Source organism: Microcystis sp. M079S1 (assembly GCF_020246425.1).
GTDB lineage: Bacteria > Cyanobacteriota > Cyanobacteriia > Cyanobacteriales > Microcystaceae > Microcystis > Microcystis aeruginosa.
On record NZ_JADBSZ010000141.1, the window covers coordinates 1 to 14916 of the forward strand.

The window sequence follows — 14916 nt, forward strand, 5'->3', positions numbered from 1 at the left end:
GACGATTAACTTGTAGGTACACTGGTTGTCCTGAGATTGGTAAATCTTTGACTAAATGTCGATGATTTTGGTGGAGTTTATCGCTCTCTAACCCACAACGAGGACAGATTGCTTTTTGACTTTTCGATTCGATTCGTCAAAATATAACGATATTTTCTAGGTGTCGATAGCCTTGAATACAGGTTCCTTGTAGGTTCAAAAATTTGTCAAGTATCATAAGTAAAATAATCTCGTTTTTGGCAATTATATCAAATCTTAACTCAATTGTCTATCTTTTGGCATTAACCTGTTTGTGCCTTAAGTCCTTCCCTATATGGATTTCAGCTACTTTTGAGCGTAGGCGCTCTCATCGAATTTTATTTTAAGTTAATTATTTGCATAACAATTCCCGAAGAGCCGGATTAAATAGCATAAAGTCTGTAAATAGACCATTTAACTGATTATTATTCATTCTTAATTCTCCTGACTCCTGACTCCTGACTCCTGACTCCTAACCCCACCAACAAACTTTTTGCCGCAAACCCTATTTAACGATTTGCTTTGAATTTTCGTTTTTTTGCCAGTATTCTCGGCAAGGAGGTCGGGAAATCTGTCTCTACAGGCCTGATTTCGCCGCTAAAGCGATCGCTACTGGGAAAATGCGATGTTCTTGCACTTGAATGCGTTCGTGGAGACTGGCGGCGGTATCATCGGGGAGAATGGGAACCACTGCTTGCATTAAAATTGGGCCGCTATCTACCTCCGCGCGGGCGATATGCACAGTACATCCGGTCACTTTTACCCCCGCCGCTAACGCTTGTTCCACGGCGCGCACACCTTTAAAACTGGGTAGTAAACTAGGATGGATATTGATCACGCGATCGGGAAAAGCATCTAGTAAAACCGGGGTGACAATCCGCATCCAGCCCGCCATAATCACCCATTTTACGCCGTATTCCTGGAAAGTTTCTACTATTGCCCGATCAAGTTCTTCTCTGGGTTTAAATTGACGATGATCGAGGAAAACCGCAGGGATATTGTAGTCATCGGCTCTTTCTTTTACCTTGGCATCGGGATTATTGTAGATGAGGACAGGAATCCGGGCATTGAGTTGTTTTTTGGCGATCGCTGCCGCCAAAACAGCAAAATTGGAACCACTACCAGAAGCCATCACTCCTAAAGAGAGGGTTTCCTCTAGGGGAATATCGGCCAAACTGAGATCGGGAGAAATTAAACTGGGGGAAAAACTCATAAATTCAGTTATCAGTTATCAGATTTAAGTTATCAGATTTAAGTTTTAAGTTAATTAGTTAGTTATTTTCATCTTGATCCCCATTTACTGATCACTGTTTACTGTTTACTGTTTACTGTTTACTGTTTACTGATCACTGATTACTGATCCTATCCCCGTTGTTTCAAACCGGTTTCAATAGCGGCAATTACTGTTTCTATGACTTTAACGCGGGCGAAATACTTATCATTGGCCGCCACGATCGTCCAGGGGGCGACGGGGGTGCTAGTACGAGCTACCATGTGATTAACTGCCACATGGTAGAGGGGCTGTTTTTCCCGATTGCGCCAATCTTCATCGGTGAGTTTATGTTGACGATAGGGGTTATTTTGGCGCTCGTTGAAGCGATTTAACTGTTCTTCGGGGCTAATATGTAACCAGAATTTGACTAAAACACAGCCTGAATGGGTTAATTGGGCTTCAAATTCGTTAATTTCTTGATATGCCCGTCGCCAATCCATATCTTTAGCGAATCCTTCCACTCTCTCCACTAAAACCCGTCCATACCAACTGCGATCGAATATACCGATAGTTTTGGCCGCGGGCAATTTCCGCCAGAAGCGCCAGAGATAATGATAGCGGTGTTCTTCCTCCGTCGGGGCAGCAAAGGCAATCACTTGATAACTGCGAGGATCGAGGGTATCGGTTAAGCGTTTGATCGCACCTCCCTTGCCGGCGGCATCCCACCCTTCAAAGAGGACTAAAACGGGGATATTTGCCTGAAAAATCTCTAATTGCAGTTTTCTTAATTCTACCTGTGCCTCACGCAAACGGATTTTATAGTCTTCTTTTTCCAATTTGGCACTTAAGTCCACTCTCCCTAGATAATCGGGTTCCGTGGGCAGTAATTGGGCTTGGGGTGGTAGATTGGCAGGGGGTTCGATCGGTAATTGGCGCTGATCCAAAGCTTGAGCGATCGTACCGACTAATTGGGAGAGAACTTTTACCCGGGCCCAACGTTGACAGTTGCCCTCCACCAATGTCCAAGGGGCGGCCCCCGTGCTAGTGTAGGTAATCATTTCCTCGGCTAAACTGGCATACTCATCATAACGTTTGGCCTGTTGCCAATCTTCCGGACGCACGCGCCAAGATTCTAGCTCATTTTCGGCGTATTCTTTGATGCGTGACTTTAATTCCTTTTGACTGAGGTGAATCCAGAATTTAGCGATTGCGACCCGATCATCAAATAATTGTCGCTCAAAGGTGTTGATATCGCGCATGACTAGGGGAATCTGGGAGGAGGGCAATTTATTTAAGAGTCGATCCTCTAGTAGATGGGTGTACCAACTGTGATAAAAAATGCCGATACTGCCCTTTGCTGGCAGTTTTTGCCAAAATCGCCACAAAAACGGGTAACTTTCCTCTTGGGGGGAAGGGGTTAAAATTGGATGGACGGTAAAACCGCGCGGATCCATATAGTTAACCATTTTTTTGACTAAAGTTCCCTTCCCTGCCGCCGCCCAACCTTCCAAAACCACCACCACGGGTAATTTACACTCCCAACAGGACTTCTGTAGCGATCGCAGTTGTTCCATTAAATCTTTAATTTGTGATTGATAAGTTTCTTTGTCAAGGGAAAGAGATAGATCGAGGGGACTTAACATGATGGTCAACTCAAAGCAAAATTAGGGTATAAAGTTATAGACAAGTCAATCTCAAATAGGTCTTTCGCGTGTCTCAAGTTAAACCTACCATTCTCGTTACTGGCGGTGCGGGTTATATTGGTTCCCATGCGGTTCTATCGCTCAAAAATGCCGGTTATTCCGTCATCGTACTCGATAATTTATCCTACGGTCACGCCGAAATCATTAAGGATATATTAAAAGTTGAGTTAATTGTCGGTGATACTAGGGATCGATCGCTGCTGGATAATTTATTTGCCAGTCGTCATATTGCCGCCGTCATGCACTTTGCCGCTTTTATTGCCGTGGGGGAATCAGTCCAAGAACCGGCTATTTACTATCAAAATAATGTTAGTGGTAGTCTGACTCTTTTGCAAGCGATGATCGCCGCCGATGTGAAGAAATTTGTTTTTTCTTCTACCTGTGCTATTTATGGAATGCCGAAAGAAATTCCGATGACGGAAAATCATCCCCATCATCCCCTCAGTCCCTACGCTGCCAGCAAGGAAATGGTGGAACAAATTCTTCGGGATTTTGATCCGGCCTACGGTTTAAAATCGGTGGCTTTCCGTTATTTTAATGCTTCAGGAGCCGACCCCAGTGGTTTATTAGGGGAAGATCACCAACCAGAAACCCATTTAATTCCCCTGGCTTTATTAACTGCCCTGAAAAAACGGGATTCCCTGTCAATTTTCGGCACGGATTATGATACTCCCGATGGCACTGCTGTTCGCGATTATATCCATGTCAATGATTTGGCACAGGCTCACGTTTTAGGCTTAGAATATCTCTTAAATGGTGGCGAAAGTAATGTGTTTAATTTGGGCAATGGTAACGGTTTTTCCGTGCGTGAAGTGATTGAAACAGCGCGAGCGGTAACTGGTTTAGATATTCCCGTAATCGAAAGTCCCAGAAGGGCTGGCGATGCCCCCATTTTAATCGGCAGTAGTGATAAAGCTAAACAGGTTCTCGGTTGGCATCCCCAATATGCCGATCTCAAGGTAATAGTTGAACACGCATGGAATTGGCATCAAAAAAGACACGCTTAACAGCGATCGAGTGCTAAACTTTAATCTTATAAGATTGAACAGTTCTAAGTAAGTGGTTTCAATTAAATTGAAGATAGATTTTGTCTTTGATCCCCCCTGCCCCCCTTGATAAGGGGGGTGCCGATAGAACGTAGGTTGGGTTGAAGCATGAAACCCAACGCCCGCTCATGTTACGCTACCGCTAACCCATCCTACAAATAATTGTGCCTCCCTACTTAGAGGCTGATAGTTTACTGTTATAAGCTTCTCCAGAATCCTCTCGAATACAATGCTATGAATAACAAAATAATCTTAATATTTATGGGCTTGACTTTTTTAGCAAGTTGTGCTGATAGTAAACAGTTTCAATGTCAAAAAATCTATCGGATTGCCAACGAAGTGGCCCAAGAAACCAAATCCTTAACCAACGCTCAAGGGACAGAAATTGACCAAAAAAGGTGGCTATTAGCCGCCGATAAAATCGAACAGGCCGCAGAAAATATGAAAAAATTAGCAGTGAAGGATACCGAACTAGAGAAATATAAAATCGCCTTCGCTCAAGTTTACGAAGATTATGCCACTGCCACTCGTGAAATAATTCAAGTTATCGAAACTCGCAATAAAAACGGGGCAAAATTAGCACAGGAAAAGGTAAGAAAAGCCGGACAATTAGAAAAAGAAACTGGCGAAGCTTTTAATACCTATTGTCAAGCACAGTAAAGCAGTTATCAGTTATCAGTTATCAGTTATCAGTTAGAAGGTGTTGGGGTTTTGGGGTATTAGTTGAAATTTCCCCATCTCCCTATCTCCCCATCACCTCACTTCTGTACTTTAGGGTTTAATTGCGTACAAAGTGCCGACATTTTTACTGCGAGGCATCCTGGAAAAGATTATAAAACCGAAGTCTTGCAGATGTTTGACTAAAGCATCGGGACCCTTTTTATGCCATTCCATCATGATAATTTTAATCTGTCCTAATTGACCGGTTGCCGCTAAAGAATCGAGGATTTCGTATTCGGAACCTTCACAATCAATCTTGGCAATTATATCGATGTCGGGATAATCAGAGGTAATACCTTTAAACACATCGGTGAAAGGTTTAAGAATTAAATCGGCTCTAGCTGTTTGTTTCGAGGCAAAAGGTTTTAATTGGTTGTCAATACCAGAAATACCAACACTACCTTTCACGGTGTAATCGTATTCGACTTGAATAATTTCATCACGAGCGCCGACTCCATAATCAAAAGCTTTAATCTTTTCCGCTAGATTAGGATTGAGGGCAAAATTTCTTAAAGCTTGGTCGTAGGTAGCCTTAAAAGGTTCGTAACTATAGACAGCTTTCACATTAGCTCGATTGGCAAAAAAGAGACTAGCAAAACCCGTATTCATACCAATATCGATCGCTACACAGGGCTTGTCATAGAGGAAATTATATACACCTAAAAGGAAAATTTCATGGGCGATATCTAAATCCTGTCCCGTCTCGATAATTAACTTAACTCCATCGATATCGATAATTAATTCCTGTTGCCCATCGATATAAAATTTACAATCAGCCAGAGTCTTTAAGGCGTTAGCTTTGTTAAAAACTTTACTACCCAAGAGGAAATCCTGCTTATTTTTGCTTAAACTGATCCCTAAGGGTTTGTAAAAAAGTTGACCAGATTTAGCATCATATGCCACATAATTAGGATTAATATTATGCTCTGCCAACTGACTAGACCAATATTGATCGGCAATATGGGGATAAGTCTTAAATTGTCGATAGCGTTTATGTGCATCTAACAGTTTTTGATAAAGCATTGCTTGTCTAGCCTCGATTTTTTAGGATGGATGAAGGTAATTTTATGGACAAGTCTGACAAAGTTTGATAGGCTTGTCAAGAAAATCCCTCGTCTCTGAGCATCAGAAGTCAGGAAACCCATCTCAAACAAGGTAACACAGACCATCAGGAGTTAACACGCCTTGAATTACTCTGATTTTATATTTTGGTGGATATTAATCCTTTTTAGCGTTCCTTTCCTAACGGCGCGCTACCTGGCGAAGTCCTTCAATCTCTGGCGAGGTGTTTTTGATGGAGTCGGATTGGCGGCGCTGTCCCTGATCCTGTTTTATTACGCCAGTCGCACCAGTTTCCTCGTTTTCATCGTCTCCCTAGCCTTTAACTACATTATGGTCTGGCTAGTGCTGAAAATGAGCGGCTGGAAAGCGAATCTCCTAGCCACTATCGTTATCGTCATCGATATTCTCGTCCTCGCCTACTTCAAGTATTTCGGCTTTTTTGTGCAGGAAATCATCGGATTGTTCGTTTCTCTCCCCCCTAACTGGAAGGAACTTTCCCCAATTCCCGTGCCTAGCCAAATACCGCCGGGGGTATCCTTCTATACCTTCCAGATGGTGGCTTTCGTGGTGGACTCCCTACGGGAAAAGAAAAAGAAACCCCTAGCCGTCCTCGATTATGTCAATTTTATCTCCTTTTTCCCCCAAATTGTCGCAGGTCCGATCGAGCGTCGCCGGGATTTATTACCACAAATGGAGGGATTTCGCCTCAAATTTACAGGAGAAAACTTCGAGAAGGGTTTGCGTTGGCTTTCCCTCGGTTTATTTATGAAATTTGTCCTCGCCGATAACATTGCGCCCTACATCGAATTAGATAAGATGATCGATAATGCTTGGTATATCTGGTTTGAGGCCTTTTTATTCACCCTGAGAATCTATTTTGACTTCGGCGGTTATAGCTTTATTGCCGTCGGTTTGGCCTATTTTGTCGGGGTGAGATTAGAATTAAACTTTTTAGCCCCCTATACATCCCAAAGTATTAACGAATTTTGGCGACGTTGGCATATTACCCTCAGCACTTGGTTTCGGGATTATGTGTTTTTACCCCTGATGGGTTCCAATAAAAATTGGGCGCCTTTTTATCTATTCATTACCTTTACTCTCTCTGGTTTCTGGCACGGGGCGGCCTGGAATTTCATCTTTTGGGGTGCTTACCACGGGGCATTATTATTATTACTGCGTTATCTGGGCCGACCTTTCTATGCTTTCGTCGGAAAATACGTTTCTCAGCCGCAAATTGTCTCCTGGGCTTTAACGCAATTGGCGGTCATTTTTGGTTGTCTCTTTTTCATGGAGATGAACACCAGAAGATTAATCGGCAAAATGCTGGTTATTGCCAATCCTTTCAATTATTCCTTAGCTAATATCGCTGAGATTTTTAGTTCCTATAGTCTTAATCAAGGAGCAGTTTTAAGCGTCGCTTTAGTTCTTGGTATCATTGTTTTAATCCTCGAACATTTGGCTATTGCTCAGAAAAAGTTTGAATATGAACTATTGTTATCACCTTGGCTGTCTAAAATATTGCTAGGTTTAACTATTCTCCTAGCTTCCACTAATACCGGTGACTTTATTTACTTTGAATTCTGATGAATACTAAATCCTTTAACCCTTTCCCCTGGTTAGCCTCTCTGGGAGTCGCTTGGTCCCTCGGCTTTGTTTATAATGTCATCTACGGCGGCGAATTAAGCTGGTTGCGGATGATGTACGAAGAAAAATCAGCGATCGCAGCTAGTACCGAAGGACCGCGGCGTTTAATCGTCACGGCGGGATCGGGGGCGCATTATAGCATAAATTCGGAATTAATGGCCAAAGAATTGGGAATGCCCGTGGTTAACTTCGGTTTACAGGGGGATATCGGCTTAAATGTCATTGCCGCTATGATTCTCGAAAAAGCGCGCCAAGGAGACGTAATTCTGCTGATTCCCGAATATCTCATGCTCATGGATGAGGACGGTTTTAATCGCGGCGAAGGACTTTGGGGGTCCGCACCTTTTAGCGTCGCTATTGGCAAACCGGGGTTAGGTGGGATACCTTTAAAAACCATGATCGAGGATACTTGGTTATTAGGTATTCCGGGGATGCGTCCAGTTACTAAATCCACGGTTGATTTATTCACCAAAGGCAGAATGACGGGTTATCTTTCCGATCCAATGACTAATACAGGTGATCCGACTATAGTTAAGGAAAGAACGGGGAAATGGTGGCAAATGACCTTTGATACTGCTGCTTCTCCTCACTCGATTAAAGCTATTGAAAAACTCAAGAAAGATTTAGAAGCAAAAGGGGCGACTTTAGTGGTTTCTTTGCCCTGGGTTTATGCCAAAAATGATGGTAAAACCGTTGCTAATATTCGCAAATCTGCCGAAGAATTAAGTCGGGTTGTGCCAACAATTTATGACCCAAAAGACTTGAATATTAAGACCGATTCTACTATTTTTGCTGACACTCACTATCATCTTTTGCCCCCGGCGAGAATTATTCGTTCAGAACAATTAGTTTCGGAACTGAAACCCATCTTAAACACAACTGAGAATAAAAATCCATGAATAAACCTATAACTAAGATTTGCATTCTGGGAGGTGGTTTTGGAGGGTTATACACGGCGCTCGATCTGAGTCGATTAACAGCAGTAAAATCGGGTCAATGGCAAATAACTTTAGTCGAACCAAAAGACCATTTTCTCTTTACTCCCCTTCTCTATGAACTAATTACAGGAGAATTACAACGCTGGGAAATTGCCCCCTCCTACCGTCAATTATTAACAGGAACTCAGGTTAATTTAAAACCTCAAAAAGCCAGTAATATTGACTTAAACAATCATCGAGTATATTTAGAAAATGAGGAAGTTATAGATTATGATTACCTCGTTTTAGCGGTGGGAGTGCGGAATCGTTGGCCGGCTATACCGGGGTTAGCCGATTATGGGCTAACTTTTCGGAGTTTAGAGGATGTGGAAAAATTACAAACGGCAATTCATGACTTAGAAACTCAAGGAAAATCCTCAATTGATTTAGCAATTATTGGCGGCGGTCCCAATGGGGTAGAATTAGCCTGTAAGGTGGCTGATCGTTTAGGAAAAAAGGGCCAAGTTCACCTAGTGGAAAGGAACGAGGAAATACTGCAAAACTTTCCTAAATCGGTGCGTATTGCTTCCTATCGTTCCCTTTTAGCCAAGAATGTTAGTCTCTATTTAAACACGGGATTAAAGGAAGTTACCGCTAATTCCATAACCATATTTAAAGATAATACAAATGAGGTTATCCCCATTGATTTATTATTGTGGACAGCAGGAACTGAGGCACAGGATTGGATCAATAATTTAGATTGTCAGAAAACAGAACAAGGCAAATTATTAACCCGTTCCAGTTTACAATTAATCGACTATCCTGAAGTTTTTGCCGTCGGGGATCTAGCCGAAATTTATCCGAGTAAACAGGTAATTCCTGCCACGGCACAGGCAGCCTATCAAGCAGCCAGTGTAGTAGCCAAAAATATCTCGGCAGTGATCAGAAAAAAATCGCCCCAACCCTATTATTATCTCCATTTAGGTGATATGTTAACCCTAGGTAAACAATCAGCCCTTGTCTCCAGTTTTGGCCTTAATATTAGTGGTAGATTGGCTGATATAATGCGTCGATTCGTCTATATTTTGCGTTTACCCAGCAAACGCCATCAGTTGAAAGTGTTTCAACATTGGGCAAAAAAAATTCTTCTCCGACTCCGTTATTCACAGGTGTTATCTAATACTAAATCCGTTGAGTATAGGCTACATATCAGGAGAGGAAAAAGGCAAAAGGGAGAATAAATAATCAGTTCCAACCAGGTTGTTAGTCCTTACACAATTGGCTACAATAGCCCTACACAAGCTACGAGAGAAAAGTATGCCTGAATTAAAAATTAGCATTAGTGAGGCTGCTCACAAAACGCTGTTAGCACTCGTTGACTCCTCTGGGGATACGCTCCCAACAGTATTAGACAAAGCCATCGAAAATTATCGCAGATATGTTTTTCTAGTTCAAGCGAATGAAGCCTTCGCCGCCTTAAGGAAGAATGAGACTTTATGGCAAGAGGAAATTTCTGAAAGGCAGACATGGGAGCAAACTCTCGCTGATGGAGTAGAAGGGTAGTGGCAGAAATTACCAGAGGAGAAATATGGCTAGCAGATCTTAATCCAGTAAGGGGGCATGAACAGGCTGGTAAGCGTCCATGTTTAGTGATTTCAGCAGACCTGTTTAATCAGGGTGCATCTGGCTTAGTTGTTGTTTTGCCAGTAACTTCTAAAGACAAAGGAATCCCTTTTCACCTAAAAGTGGAACCCCCAGAGGGAGGAGTGAAAATGCCAAGTTTTATCAAGTGCGAGGACGTAAGATCAATCTCAGTAGAACGACTTGAGAAGCGATGGGGAACTGTATCCTCAGAAACCCTGGCATTGGTTGAAGACAGACTGAGAATCTTAATGGGACTGTAATGAAGATAGTTTCACCAATTTGCGCTCCAAGCCCAGGTTTTAGTTTGCATTCTTCCACTGTTCCAATGCCACCTTCGTGTGACTGTACCATTCTGAATTTGATTACGATTAGGCTTGCCCTCGTAACGCGCCGATAGACCAACCAGTGCTTTCGGCATCGCAACTAAACTCACAGCTTCAATCAATGGGCATGGTGCGTTCCCAAAAATCGATCGGTGGAGCAGTAGGAGCCAGATTAGGGAACGCACCCTAGGGCTGAAAACGGAGATTTTGAAGAGATCGCACTTGAGCAATGGTTTCAAAATCACGGTCGTTGTGAATCAGAAGCAGATCATTTTCCAGTGCCGCTTGAGCAATACAGCAATCAATTGGGCTGCGAACAGTCAATCCTTGACGACGCAGATCATAGTAAATACGTGCAGCCGCTTGCCAGGAAGAAGGCCTGAGTTCAACATAATCCTGCACTTCGAGGTAAGTAGAGAGGATTGTCCACTCTTGCTCGTTTAAGCTCCCTTGAAGCAGTTCAAGCTGGGTAAAGCGGGTGAGTAAAATCTCACGATTTGCAATTAACGTTTCCAGTTGCTGGCGAACTTGACCACTGCGATCGCGGAAGACGCTGATCCACACAGATGTGTCAATCAGCAACATGACGAGTTTCACGTAGGGCTTTATAATCAAAATCTGGAGCAAATTGAATTTGTCCGGCAAGGTCGAGAAGGTTTTTCTTACGGCGGGATCTTACGAATTCTTGTAGAGCAAGATTCATTAGTTCCTCTTGGGTGGTGAGGTTAGTCAGTTGAAAGGCTTCCTTGAGAAGCGATTCATCAAGGTTGAGGGTAATTTGCATAGGATGGATATTAGATTGAAGTATGGGTGATTATTCTCTTTACATTTTAATCCGATAGATGACTAACCCACCTCTGGGCATATCTTTGTTAGTTGACCCTCAAGCTTTAAGCTACATACGGCAATGGCGTAGTGCCTTCGGCATCGCACTTAAACTCACAACTTCAATCTATGGGCATGGTGCGTTCCCAAAAATCGATCGGTGGAGCAGTAGGATCCAGATTAGGGAACGCACCCTACAAGATCGGCGATCGCAAATATTGAAGACTTGTTTCGAGAGGGCAATGTACCGACAGAATTAGATCTATTATCCATTGATATTGATGGTAATGATTATTGGGTCTGGCAAGCAATTACTAATTATCGTCCCCGGGTGGTAATTCTCGAATATAATGCTATTTATACCCCCGAATCCAGTTGGGTGATGCAGTATAATCCTAGTCACCAATGGAAATATAATAGTCATATGGGATCAAGTTTGAAAGCTTTAGAAAAACTTGGTCATCAACAGGGTTATAAACTGGTGGGTTGTAGTTTTTCGGGAGTAAATGCTTTCTTTGTGCGAGAAGATTTACTTGCAGATCATTTCTGTTCCCCTTTTAGTGCTGAAAATCATTACGAACCCGCGCGCTATTTTCTTTGTTACCAAAAAGCTGGCCATCCTCGCGCTTTTGGTGAATTTAAGACCATTGAATAGGGGAAATTAACCGATAATTAATAACTGGTTGGGGTGCGTTAATTTAAGCAATAACACACCCTAACTTTATATTAATGCAAGAAATGACGAATGCCTGTTAAGACCATAATTAAACCTAACTCATTAGCGGCATTAATTGAATCCTGATCTTTTAAAGAACCTCCGGGTTGAACAATTGCCTCGATACCAAACTGAGCCGCCGTGCGAACAGAATCATCAAAAGGGAAAAAACCATCACTAGCTAAATAGCCACCTTTAGCCGCTTCCCCTGCTTGTTCAAGGGCAATTTTCACCGAACCAACGCGATTCATTTGCCCCGCACCAACGCCTAAAGTAGTTTGATTTTTTGTCACCACAATAGCGTTAGATTTAACGTGCTTAGATACTTTCCAAGCAAACAGTAATTCCGCTAATTGTGCGGGGGTAGGTTGTTTTTCTGTCACCACTCGCCACTCATCCGGAGTTTCCACCACGTCATCGGCCGCTTGTACTAGAAAACCGCCAGCGATAACTTTTACTGTTTGTTTTTCTCCCGTGGTTAAATCCGGCAGCAATAAAATCCGCACTTTTGACTTTTTAGCGAGTATATCCCGGGCTTCGGGGCTACAATCGGGGGCTACCACGCATTCTAGGAAGGTTTTCGTTAATTCTTTAGCGGTTGCTTCATCTATGGCTTGATTTAGGGCAACAATGCCCCCAAAAGCCGAGATAGCATCGCCATGAAAAGCTTTAGTATAAGCTTCCACTAAACTACCACCGATCGCCACTCCACAGGGATTAGTGTGTTTCAAGATAGCGGCGGCCGGTTCTTCCCTGCCGAATTCGGCGATTAAACGGCGGGCTGCTTCTAAATCGACTAAATTGTTATAACTTAGTTCTTTTCCCTGCAATAAGGTCGCTTTTCCCCAACCTTGAGCCATTGTACCGCTGCCGTACCAAGTGGCACTTTGGTGGGGATTTTCGCCGTAACGCAGGGTTTGCAGGGCATTTCCTGCCAAATTAAAGCGAGTCGTTTCCCCGTTTAAGCTGGCGAAATAGGCAGCGATCGCACCATCGTAGGCATTGGTTAAAGCGAAGGTTTCCCCCGCCATTTTTTGACGGAATTCCAGGGATATTTCGCCGTTATTTTGCCGTAATTGGCTTAAATACTGCTCGTAATACTTCGGGTTACTGATGACAGTCAAATGGGCGAAATTTTTAGCTGAGGCGCGTAACATCGCCGGACCACCGATATCGATTTGTTCGATCGCCTGAGCGGTGGTGACCTCAGGATTGGCGATCGTCTGTTCAAAGGGATAGAGATTAACCACCACCAAATCAAAAGGACGAATTTGATTAGCCTCCATTTCCGCTAAATCTGACTGCCAATCCCGTCTAGCCAAAATACCGCCATGGATGCGAGGATGGAGAGTTTTCACCCTTCCGCCCAAGATTTCAGGAGATCCTGTATATTCTCCCACTTTAATCACGGGAATTCCCGCCGATTGGAGCGTTTTGGCGGTTCCTCCACTGCTAATAATTTCAAAATCAAATTCTTCTGTTAGCTGACGGGCAAAGTCAACTATTCCGGTTTTGTCAGTGACGCTGATCAGAGCTAAACGTCCCATAGTAGTGATCTATAAGCAACAATTTCAGTATATCCCAGCCCTAACCCGTTAAAAATTAAAAAAAGTAGGTTAGTAAATAAGCTGTTCGTAATTTAAATTGCTTGTTGAGACGAGGCAATAGGCAAGAGGCAAAAGGCAACAGTAAAAGGATTGGCGGAGGTTCTGCTAATTTAAGAATAAGCTGTTTAAATACGTCTTAGCTTAATCAGCTACTTCTATATTTTCGTCTCTCAAATAGCAACTTATGCCAAGAAAAAAATTGCAACTTCTCCTGGAAAGATTTAGTCTGACTTGTAAAAAAAATAGAGGATTGTTCAGGGTAAACAAGTCCATCGAGATTGATGAAAACCTCTTGGCAAACCTCATCGCCAAATGTTGTCAGATTCCCATCATCTTTTTTTTGTCTTTAATGCCGAGAAAATCAGCTAATAAGTAGTCGGACATAAATTCTGTTGTCTATCTTAAGAAATGTAAATTGCCGCAATTCTTACTGACTCCTGACTCCTGACTCCTGACTCCTGACTCCTTACCCTACAGTTAACTTTAAGTAGTCGTGCAAAATTAATTTCCTAGTGAAGATAGGCAAGAGGCAAGAGGCAAGAGGCAAGAGGTGGTTAGATATGTGTAATTAATTTTGCTTAGGTACTTACTTTTGTCCAACTACTTAACGTTTGTGATCAACTAATTGGCTGAGAGTCATCACCTGATAACCTTGATCGTGTAATTTAGCTAATAAATTCTTCAGTACGATCGCCGTATGCTCATCTCTTTCGGGGGAACCACCGTGAAGCACTAAAATCGCCCCGGGGAAAATAAATTGCGAGATATACCAAGTGGTAAATTGAGGATGATTCGTTGCTTTTCTGGTATCTAAAGGGATCATGGAAGCGAGGGCAAATCGGGACTCATAGCCAGGGAATTTCCCCAAAAACGAGCGCATAGATTGATTATAGAAGGCTTGACCGGGACGATACCAGCGCGGAGCTTGACCGGCAAGACGACTTAAAATATCGTGAGCTTCCCGAAACTGACTGGCAAAAGCGTCGGCAGCCAGTTGACTGGTGCGGAGATCTTGGCTGCCGTGATTAGCGATTTCGTGACCTTGGGCGATTAGACGCTCAATCAAGGTGGAGTTCGGTTGCAGGTGTCCCGTGATCAGAAAAAAAGTCGCCTTGACGGGGCTGGCTTTTTCTCGATTATGAGCGGCGATCGCTGCTAAAATGCGATCGGTGGATTTTCCTTCCGGATCGTTGGGAGTGGGTAGATCATCGATAGTAAGGGCGATAATTTTCTCTCCTGTCGGTTGATAGAAAATTGCCCCGGTCAAAAGTCGAGCGACGATCGAGATAATTAATTTGGCAATGCTCATTTGGGGGGTTAAGGGATGAGAATAGAAGCGGTTCTTCGGTTTGTCTTATGCAATGGACGGGGTTATAAGGAATGAAACCTTTATAGAGACAGACATTGCCGCAATTTTTGTCAATTGTTGGCGATCTGGAGCGAACTAATCAATTAAATCTCTTGCCAGATAAGGATTGA

Annotated in this window: 15 protein-coding genes and 1 pseudogene; 8 read left to right on the top strand and 8 right to left on the bottom strand. The window is 43.0% G+C overall.

Annotated elements, in window-relative coordinates; all coding sequences use genetic code 11:
• The 3 genes and pseudogenes from IM456_RS09315 to pap form a co-directional block, all read right to left on the bottom strand.
• A pseudogene (locus tag IM456_RS09315) lies at nucleotides 1-217 on the bottom strand (transposase family protein); the annotation flags it as partial.
• Between the two features lie 378 nt (nucleotides 218-595).
• Nucleotides 596-1231 (bottom strand): phosphoribosylglycinamide formyltransferase, encoded by a 636-nt coding sequence (gene purN, locus IM456_RS09320; protein WP_149988046.1) that lies wholly within the window; start codon nucleotides 1229-1231, stop codon nucleotides 596-598.
• Between the two features lie 149 nt (nucleotides 1232-1380).
• On the bottom strand, nucleotides 1381-2874 hold the full coding sequence (pap, locus tag IM456_RS09325) for a polyphosphate:AMP phosphotransferase (RefSeq protein ID WP_287694815.1): 1494 nt from the start codon (nucleotides 2872-2874) through the stop codon (nucleotides 1381-1383).
• Nucleotides 2875-2942: 68 nt separating this feature from the next.
• On the opposite strand from pap, the gene galE reads away from it, so the two are divergent.
• Nucleotides 2943-3941, top strand: coding sequence for a UDP-glucose 4-epimerase GalE (galE, locus tag IM456_RS09330; RefSeq protein WP_149988048.1), 999 nt, complete (start codon nucleotides 2943-2945; stop codon nucleotides 3939-3941).
• Between the two features lie 273 nt (nucleotides 3942-4214).
• Nucleotides 4215-4640 carry a hypothetical protein gene (locus IM456_RS09335; protein WP_272080409.1) on the top strand — a complete coding sequence of 142 codons (426 nt, stop codon included), beginning with the start codon at nucleotides 4215-4217 and terminating at the stop codon, nucleotides 4638-4640.
• A gap of 111 nt (nucleotides 4641-4751) precedes the next feature.
• Here the strand turns inward: IM456_RS09335 and IM456_RS09340 are convergent, their stop codons facing one another.
• On the bottom strand, nucleotides 4752-5723 hold the full coding sequence (locus tag IM456_RS09340; RefSeq protein WP_287694818.1) for an FkbM family methyltransferase: 972 nt from the start codon (nucleotides 5721-5723) through the stop codon (nucleotides 4752-4754).
• 162 nt (nucleotides 5724-5885) lie between these two features.
• Here IM456_RS09340 and IM456_RS09345 point away from each other — a divergent pair, with 162 nt between their 5' ends.
• The 5 genes from IM456_RS09345 to IM456_RS09365 all read left to right on the top strand — a co-directional run bounded on the left by IM456_RS09345 (nucleotide 5886) and on the right by IM456_RS09365 (nucleotide 10227).
• Nucleotides 5886-7346 carry an MBOAT family O-acyltransferase gene (locus IM456_RS09345; RefSeq protein WP_287694820.1) on the top strand — a complete coding sequence of 487 codons (1461 nt, stop codon included), beginning with the start codon at nucleotides 5886-5888 and terminating at the stop codon, nucleotides 7344-7346.
• On the top strand, nucleotides 7346-8305 hold the full coding sequence (locus IM456_RS09350) for a hypothetical protein (protein ID WP_002797350.1): 960 nt from the start codon (nucleotides 7346-7348) through the stop codon (nucleotides 8303-8305). The genes IM456_RS09345 and IM456_RS09350 overlap by 1 nt, the downstream gene beginning before the upstream one ends.
• A complete protein-coding gene (locus tag IM456_RS09355) occupies nucleotides 8302-9564 on the top strand; it encodes an NAD(P)/FAD-dependent oxidoreductase (RefSeq protein WP_149988052.1) in 1263 nt (420 codons plus the stop codon). The genes IM456_RS09350 and IM456_RS09355 overlap by 4 nt, the downstream gene beginning before the upstream one ends.
• A 76-nt stretch (nucleotides 9565-9640) precedes the next feature.
• A complete protein-coding gene (locus IM456_RS09360; RefSeq protein ID WP_002739747.1) occupies nucleotides 9641-9886 on the top strand; it encodes a hypothetical protein in 246 nt (81 codons plus the stop codon).
• Nucleotides 9886-10227 carry a type II toxin-antitoxin system PemK/MazF family toxin gene (locus IM456_RS09365; RefSeq protein WP_043996813.1) on the top strand — a complete coding sequence of 114 codons (342 nt, stop codon included), beginning with the start codon at nucleotides 9886-9888 and terminating at the stop codon, nucleotides 10225-10227. Before IM456_RS09360 ends, IM456_RS09365 begins: the two co-directional genes overlap by 1 nt.
• Nucleotides 10228-10476: 249 nt before the next feature.
• Here the strand turns inward: IM456_RS09365 and vapC are convergent, their stop codons facing one another.
• Together vapC and IM456_RS09375 are read right to left on the bottom strand one after the other, a co-directional pair.
• Nucleotides 10477-10875 carry a type II toxin-antitoxin system VapC family toxin gene (gene vapC, locus IM456_RS09370; RefSeq protein WP_002785628.1) on the bottom strand — a complete coding sequence of 133 codons (399 nt, stop codon included), beginning with the start codon at nucleotides 10873-10875 and terminating at the stop codon, nucleotides 10477-10479.
• On the bottom strand, nucleotides 10862-11074 hold the full coding sequence (locus tag IM456_RS09375; protein WP_041804466.1) for a type II toxin-antitoxin system VapB family antitoxin: 213 nt from the start codon (nucleotides 11072-11074) through the stop codon (nucleotides 10862-10864). Before IM456_RS09375 ends, vapC begins: the two co-directional genes overlap by 14 nt.
• A 267-nt stretch (nucleotides 11075-11341) precedes the next feature.
• Between IM456_RS09375 and IM456_RS09380 the strand changes: the two genes are divergently transcribed.
• Complete coding sequence (locus IM456_RS09380; protein WP_287694824.1) at nucleotides 11342-11770, top strand: hypothetical protein; 429 nt, start codon at nucleotides 11342-11344, stop codon at nucleotides 11768-11770.
• A gap of 71 nt (nucleotides 11771-11841) precedes the next feature.
• On the opposite strand, the gene purH is transcribed toward IM456_RS09380, so the two are convergent.
• Together purH and IM456_RS09390 are read right to left on the bottom strand one after the other, a co-directional pair.
• Nucleotides 11842-13377 (bottom strand): bifunctional phosphoribosylaminoimidazolecarboxamide formyltransferase/IMP cyclohydrolase, encoded by a 1536-nt coding sequence (gene purH / locus IM456_RS09385; RefSeq protein ID WP_287694825.1) that lies wholly within the window; start codon nucleotides 13375-13377, stop codon nucleotides 11842-11844.
• A 664-nt stretch (nucleotides 13378-14041) separates the two neighbouring features.
• Complete coding sequence (locus IM456_RS09390; RefSeq protein ID WP_149988459.1) at nucleotides 14042-14746, bottom strand: polysaccharide deacetylase family protein; 705 nt, start codon at nucleotides 14744-14746, stop codon at nucleotides 14042-14044.
• Nucleotides 14747-14916: the final 170 nt, after the last annotated feature.